This is a genomic window from Rathayibacter rubneri, assembly GCF_023743255.1.
GTDB lineage: Bacteria > Actinomycetota > Actinomycetes > Actinomycetales > Microbacteriaceae > Rathayibacter > Rathayibacter rubneri.
Map to the genome: position 1 here is coordinate 1 of NZ_JAMRYM010000148.1, position 5,787 is coordinate 5,787.

Sequence of the window (5,787 nt, forward strand, 5' to 3'; positions counted from 1 at the left end):
TACACCCAGGACCAACTCGACGAGATCGCCGAAGAACTCAACGGCCGCCCCCGCAAAACCCTCGACTGGGCCAACCCCGCCCAACGCCTCAACCAACTCCTCGTTGCACCAACCGATTGACCCCAACGGGTCTCGATACGCCCCTGCGGGGCTACTCGACCAGCAAGGACTCCTCTGCTGATCGAGCAGCCCGCGCAGCGGGCGTATCGAGATCGACGTCCTCCAGACCCTCACGGCATCAGCGGCAGCCGCCCCACGATCTTGTCGACCCGGTTCCGCGGCCCGACCAGGCTCACGGCCAGGTACTCGACCGCGTCCGTCCCGCCGCCCGCGACCGAGGCGAGGAACTCGTCGTACACACGCGTCTCCTGCGCGGCGACCGGCACATCCGCGACGAACACCTCGGGGTGCGCCTCGGCCTTCGCGCGGAGGGAGGCGAGCGCCGCCGCGTCGGCGACCAGGATCGAGCAGCCCGCCCAGGGCAGTCCGACGTGCACCGAGCCGTCCGCGTCGGGGGCGTCCGGGCCGAGCAGTCCCGTCACTCCGGCCGACGTGGCCGCCGCCGCGCAGACGGCCGCGTTGACCGCGCGGCCCGCGGGCAGCGACCCGTCGACGACGATCACCCACTTCAGTCGGGCGGAGCGGGTGGACGCGGCGGTGTCGATCTCGTCGGGCGCGAATCCGATGGGCATGGTGGTCTCCTCCTGAGCGGTGTGGGGGCTCGATGCTAGGGCGATGTGCGGGAGAGCCGCACGAGATCCGTATGAAGTACGGAGCCGACCCTAGAATGGCTCCCATGGACGAACTCGATGCGGCGATCCTGCGCGAATTGCAGTCGGATGCACGGAAGTCGAACCGCGACGTCGCGGCCGCCGTCGGGGTCTCGCCGACCACCGCGCTGGATCGCACGCGGGCGCTCCGGGCGCGCGGAGTGATCCGCGGGGCGGTGCTCGACGTCGATCTCGGAGCGATCGGCCGACCCGTGCAGGCGCTGATCGCGGTCCGCATCCGTCCTCCGTCGCGCGTCGCCATCGAGGCGTTCCGAGACTGGGTGTCGGCCCTGCCCGAGACCATCGGGCTCTTCGTCACGGCCGGCACCGACGACTTCGTGATCCACGTCGCCGTGCCCGACAACGACGCCCTCTACGCGTTCGTCATCGATCGGCTCACCCAGCGGCGCGAGGTCGCGGACGTGCGCACCTCGGTGGTCTACGAGCACCTGCGGAGCGCTCCGGCGATCCCGTGACGGGGATTCCTCGCGGAGATGTCGATATCCGTCCTCGCCGTTCGACGCCACAGTAGGAGGACGCATCCGGCGCCCCGGACACGAAGGAGAGAACCGTGAAGTACATGCTCATCATGCGCGCGACCGACGAGGCCAAGAAGGCCTACGAGTCGATCCCGTTCGACGAGATCATCACCCGGATGGGGCAGTACAACGAGGCCCTGATCACCGCGGGCGTGCTGCTCGCGGGCGACGGACTCGCCGACGACGTCGAGACGACCGGCTTCGTCGTCGACTTCTCGTCCGAGCCGCCCGCCGTCACCGACGGCCCCTACGGCGAGACCCACGAGCTGTTCAACGGCTTCTGGATGATCCAGGTCTCGTCCAAGGAGGAGGCGAAGGAGTGGGCGCTGCGCTGCCCGCTCGTCCCCGGCAACAAGCTCGAGGTGCGCCGTGTCACCGACGAGAGCGACTTCGCGGACTTCGCCGACAACGAGTACATCCAGAAGGAGGAGGGCTGGCGCGACGAGCTCGGGCAGGCCCGCTGACGATGGACGCGAGCCGGGCGGCCGTCGACGCGGTCTGGCGCATCGAGAGCGCCCGGATCGTCGCGACGCTCGTGCGGATGACCGGCGATGTCGGCCTCGCCGAGGACCTCGCTCAGGAGTCCCTCGTCGAGGCGCTGAAGCAGTGGCCGGAGTCGGGTGTGCCGCGGAATCCGGGGGCCTGGCTGACCGCGGTCGCCAAGCGGCGGGCGATCGACGGCTGGCGTCGCCGCGAGCGGCTCGACGATCGGTACCGCGCGCTGGCGCACGACCTGCAGGAGGGTGCGGAGGACGAGTGGGAGCCGATCGGCGACGACGTCCTCCGCCTCGTGTTCATCGCGTGCCACCCGGTTCTGTCGCGCGAGGCGAGCATCGCGCTGACCCTGCGACTGGTCGGGGGCCTCAGTGCCGAGGCGATCGCTCGGCTGTTCCTCGTGCCCGTCGCGACGGTGCAGCAGCGGATCGTGCGGGCGAAGAAGTCGCTGGCCGCGGCCGGTGCGCCGTTCGAGACTCCCGAGCCGGCGGAGTGGAAGGGGCGGCTCTCGGCCGTGCTCGGCGTGGTCTACCTGATCTTCACGGAGGGGTACGCCGCCACCTCCGGCGACCGCTGGGTGCGGAGCGAAGTGGCGGAGGAGGGGCTGCGGCTGGGCCGCGTCCTAGCGGGCCTGCTGCCGCGCGAGCCGGAGGTGCTGGGGCTGCTCGCCCTGATGGAGCTGCAGGCCTCGCGCTTCGCCGCGCGCACCGCGGCCGACGGCACTCCGGTGCTGCTGGAGGACCAGGACCGCACGCGCTGGGACCGCGCGCAGATCACCCGGGGCCGAGAGGCGCTGCTCCGCTCGGACCGGCTGGGCCGCGGGCGCGGCCCGTACGCGCTGCAGGCGGCGATCGCCGAGTGCCATGCGGTCGCTCCGAGCGTCGCCGGCACCGACTGGGAGCGGATCGCGCTGCTCTACGAGGTGCTGGGGCGGATCGCTCCCAGCCCCGTCGTGGAGCTCAACCGCGCGGTGGCGGTGTCGATGGCGACGGGTCCCGCGTCGGCTCTGCTGATCGTGGACCGGCTGGCGTCGGAGGGGGCGCTGCGGGGATCGCACCTGCTGCCGAGCGTGCGGGGGGAGCTGCTCGCGCGGCTCGACCGGAGGGAGGAGGCGCGCTCCGAGCTCGCGACCGCCGCCGCGCTGGCCGGCAACGACCGCACGCGCGCGCTGCTGGAGGCGCGGGCCGCGTCGCTGTGACGCGGGTCTCGATACGCCCCTTCGGGGCTGCTCGACCAGCAAGGGTGGAGGGGGCGCCTCTGCTGATCGAGCAGCCCGCGCAGCGGGTGTCTCGAGATCCGCCCCCGCCCGCAGTCAGGCCTCCGTCACCACCCCGCCCTCGACGCGCCACTGGCGGTTCAGCTGCACCGTCTCGAGCATGCGCCGGTCGTGGGTGACCAGCAGCAGCGTGCCCTCGTACGACTCCAGGGCCTGCTCGAGCTGCTCGATCGCCGGGAGGTCGAGGTGGTTGGTCGGCTCGTCGAGCACCAGGAGGTTCGTGCCGCGCGCCTGGAGCAGCGCCAGCGCCGCGCGGGTGCGCTCGCCCGGCGACAGCTCGCCCACAGGCCGCCCGACGTGGTCGGCCTTCAGGCCGAACTTCGCCAGCAGTGTGCGCACCTCGGCGGTCGGGTACTCCGGCACGAGGGCTTCGAAGGCCTCGGCGAGCGGTGCGTCGGAGGCGAGCATCGCCCTGGCCTGGTCGATCTCGCCGATCGCGACGCTGGTGCCGAGCGAGGCCGACCCGTCCTCGGGCGCGGCGCGGCCGAGCAGCAGCGACAGGAGGGTCGACTTGCCGGCGCCGTTGGGTCCGGTGATCCCGATCCGGTCGCCCGCGTCGACCTGCAGCGAGACGGGGCCGAGCGTGAAGGAGCCGCGGCGCGCGACCGCTCCGCTCAGAGTCGACACGACCGAGCTCGAGCGCGGCGCCGTGCCGATGGTGAAGGCCAGCTGCCACTCCTTGCGCGGCTCCTCGACCTCCTCGAGGCGCGCGATGCGGCTCTCCATCTGGCGCACCTTCTGCGCCTGCTTCTCGCTCGACTCCGACGACGCCTTGCGCCGGATCTTGTCGTTGTCGGGGGCCTTCTTCATGGCGTTCCGGACGCCCTGACTCGACCACTCGCGCTGCGTGCGGGCGCGCGAGACCAGGTCGGACTTCTGCTCCGCGAACTCGTCGTACTTCTCGCGGCGCTGGCGGCGCGCGGTCTCGCGCTCCTCGAGGTACGACTCGTAGCCGCCGCCGAAGACCGTGGTGGTGCCCTGCGCGAGATCGAGTTCGAGCACCCGGGTGACGCTGCGGCGCAGGAACTCGCGGTCGTGGCTGACCAGGACGACTCCTCCGCGCAGGCCGCGGACGAACGCCTCGAGGCGCTCGAGCCCGTCGAGGTCGAGGTCGTTCGTCGGCTCGTCCAGCAGCACGACGTCGAACCGCGAGAGGAGGAGGGCCGCGAGGCCCACGCGCGCGGCCTGCCCGCCCGACAGCGAGGTCATGAGGGAGGAGGCGGCCACTCCGCCCTGCCCGAGCGCGAGGCCGAGGTCGGCCAGCACCACGGGGGTCCGCTCGTCGAGGTCGGCCGCGCCGCTCGCGAGCCAGCGGTCGAGCGCGAGGGCGTAGCGGTCGGCGATGCTGCCGTCCGGATCGGGGTCGGCGAGAGCGGAGGCGGCCGCGTCCAGCTCGGCCGACGCCTCGGCGCAGCCCGTGCGGCGGGCGAGGTACGCCGAGACGGTCTCGCCCTCGCGCCGCTCGTGCTCCTGGGGCAGCCAGCCGACGAACGCGTCACCCGGAGCGAGCACGACCCGGCCGTCCAGCGGAGCGGTCTCGCCCGCGAGGATGCGCAGCAGGGTGGACTTGCCGGCTCCGTTCGCTCCCACGACGCCGACCACGTCCCCGGGGGCGACCGTGAGGTCGAGTCCGTCGAACAGGGTGCGGTGCGCATAGCCTCCGGAGAGGCCCTTGGCGACGAGGGTGGCGGTCACCGGTCCAGCGTAGGCGGCGCCGGGACGTGGATCCGGATCGCTAGAGGCTCTGGTAGCACGCGCGTCTAGGATGGCCGGATGAGCGAGACGACCCAGAGGAGCGGCGCCGGGTACTGGTACCCGGACGAGTCCTCCACCCGGCGCGCCGTCGAGGTGCTCAGCGCGATGCGCACCTACCGCGTCTCGGAGGTGGCGATGCGCCGCCGCACCCGCGAGAAGATGGCGATGGGCGAGACGGACCTGATCGCCATCCAGTACCTCTTGCGGCGCCAGCGGAGCGACGAGATCGTGAGCGCGAAGGACCTCGCCGCGCACCTCTCCATCTCCTCCGCCTCGACCACCGTGCTGATCGACCGTCTCGTCCGCAGCGGCCACCTCGTGCGGAAGCCGCACCCCACCGACCGGCGCGGCATCGTCGTCGAGGCCACCGTGGACAGCGACCGCGAGGTGCGCGAGACGCTCGAGCACATGCACCGGCGCATGCTCGAGATCGCCGAGGGTCTCGAGGCGGGCGAGGCCGAGGTCGTCGTCAACTTCCTTCGCCGGATGAGCTCCGCGGTCGACGAGATCGATGCCGAGGTCGAGGACGTCGACGCGGATCAGCCGCATTCCGAGAGTTAGCTAGATTCTCTAGTAGAAAGTCTGTCTAGAGATAGGCTGGGGCCATGGGTCAATTCCTCTACGGCACGCCGCCGGCCGTCATCGAGATCGAGGACCGGACCCTGGCTCATCTCCAGATCGTGATCTACGCCAAGTTCCGCCGCGACGAGCGCTTCCCGCTCACCCTCGACGCCATGCCCGAAGGGGCCCGCGGCCGGCACTCCTTCTGGATGAACCCCAACATCGCCCTGCAGTTCCACTTCGCGGGCAGCCGCCAGCCGACGATCAACCCGGCCTGGGTCGAGCTGCTCATGGACGCGGCCAACGGCGGAGGCGGCCTGCGCATGCTGCCGGAGCCGCACGCCTGAGCCGGACGCGGCGCGTCGGGTGCCGGCGCCCGTCTCCTAGGGTG

The 5,787-nt window shown here is 71.9% G+C and carries 7 protein-coding genes and 1 pseudogene; 6 read left to right on the forward strand and 2 right to left on the reverse strand.

Annotated features, from left to right (window positions below; all coding sequences use genetic code 11):
* Positions 1-120, forward strand: a pseudogene (locus NB037_RS18360) (IS30 family transposase); the annotation flags it as partial.
* A 110-nt stretch (positions 121-230) separates the two neighbouring features.
* On the opposite strand, the gene NB037_RS18365 reads toward NB037_RS18360, so the two are convergent.
* Positions 231-692 carry a DUF2000 domain-containing protein gene (locus tag NB037_RS18365; protein ID WP_251948354.1) on the reverse strand — a complete coding sequence of 154 codons (462 nt, stop codon included), beginning with the start codon at positions 690-692 and terminating at the stop codon, positions 231-233.
* A 104-nt stretch (positions 693-796) separates the two neighbouring features.
* On the opposite strand from NB037_RS18365, the gene NB037_RS18370 reads away from it, so the two are divergent.
* The 3 genes from NB037_RS18370 (at position 797) to NB037_RS18380 (ending at position 3,002) form a co-directional block, all read left to right on the forward strand.
* The gene (locus NB037_RS18370) at positions 797-1,246 is read left to right on the forward strand and encodes an Lrp/AsnC family transcriptional regulator (protein ID WP_251948357.1); all 450 of its coding nucleotides are present in this window, start codon (positions 797-799) and stop codon (positions 1,244-1,246) included.
* Between the two features lie 95 nt (positions 1,247-1,341).
* A complete protein-coding gene (locus NB037_RS18375) occupies positions 1,342-1,773 on the forward strand; it encodes a YciI family protein (protein ID WP_251948359.1) in 432 nt (143 codons plus the stop codon).
* Between the two features lie 2 nt (positions 1,774-1,775).
* Positions 1,776-3,002 (forward strand): RNA polymerase sigma factor, encoded by a 1,227-nt coding sequence (locus tag NB037_RS18380; RefSeq protein ID WP_251948361.1) that lies wholly within the window; start codon positions 1,776-1,778, stop codon positions 3,000-3,002.
* Between the two features lie 114 nt (positions 3,003-3,116).
* Here NB037_RS18380 and NB037_RS18385 read toward each other — a convergent pair whose 3' ends face one another.
* Complete coding sequence (locus NB037_RS18385; RefSeq protein WP_251948363.1) at positions 3,117-4,775, reverse strand: ABC-F family ATP-binding cassette domain-containing protein; 1,659 nt, start codon at positions 4,773-4,775, stop codon at positions 3,117-3,119.
* Between the two features lie 78 nt (positions 4,776-4,853).
* Between NB037_RS18385 and NB037_RS18390 the strand changes: the two genes are divergently transcribed.
* Positions 4,854-5,396, forward strand: a complete 543-nt coding sequence (locus tag NB037_RS18390) for a MarR family winged helix-turn-helix transcriptional regulator (protein WP_251948365.1) — start codon at positions 4,854-4,856, stop codon at positions 5,394-5,396.
* A gap of 44 nt (positions 5,397-5,440) precedes the next feature.
* The gene (locus NB037_RS18395; RefSeq protein WP_207403271.1) at positions 5,441-5,743 is read left to right on the forward strand and encodes a DUF7882 family protein; all 303 of its coding nucleotides are present in this window, start codon (positions 5,441-5,443) and stop codon (positions 5,741-5,743) included.
* The last annotated feature ends 44 nt before the right edge of the window (positions 5,744-5,787 follow it).

Bases quoted from the DNA above. Each gene is read 5' to 3' on its own strand.
- NB037_RS18370 (WP_251948357.1), top strand. From the start codon at position 797: ATGGACGAACTCGATGCGGCGATCCTGCGCGAATTGCAGTCGGATGCA.
- NB037_RS18380 (WP_251948361.1), top strand. From the start codon at position 1,776: ATGGACGCGAGCCGGGCGGCCGTCGACGCGGTCTGGCGCATCGAGAGC.
- NB037_RS18390 (WP_251948365.1), top strand. From the start codon at position 4,854: ATGAGCGAGACGACCCAGAGGAGCGGCGCCGGGTACTGGTACCCGGAC.
- NB037_RS18365 (WP_251948354.1), bottom strand. From the start codon at position 692: ATGCCCATCGGATTCGCGCCCGACGAGATCGACACCGCCGCGTCCACC.
- NB037_RS18395 (WP_207403271.1), top strand. From the start codon at position 5,441: ATGGGTCAATTCCTCTACGGCACGCCGCCGGCCGTCATCGAGATCGAG.